Here is a 206-nt window from a genome sequence, read left to right on the forward strand (position 1 = left end):
TTAAGCAAGGGTGAGTACGAAGCCATGGTGGAAATAGCGGTGTCAGTGACCGGCGGGAAAGTACCGGTTTACACGGGTGTAGGGGGCAACATTCAAACGTCCCTGGAACTGGCCCGAATTTCAGCAGATAAAGGGGCAGATGGCTATCTGATTCTGCCGCCATATCTTGTAACAGGCGAGCAGGAGGGGCAGGCTGCTTATTTTAA

The 206-nt window shown here is 52.4% G+C and carries 1 protein-coding gene; it reads left to right on the forward strand.

Going from position 1 to position 206, the window contains the following annotated elements:
• Positions 1–206, forward strand: a 206-nt coding sequence (locus RG959_RS25125; RefSeq protein WP_342799399.1) for a dihydrodipicolinate synthase family protein, incomplete at both ends; no start/stop codon positions are given.

This window comes from Domibacillus sp. 8LH (genome assembly GCF_038806185.1).
GTDB lineage: Bacteria > Bacillota > Bacilli > Bacillales > Domibacillaceae > Domibacillus > Domibacillus indicus_A.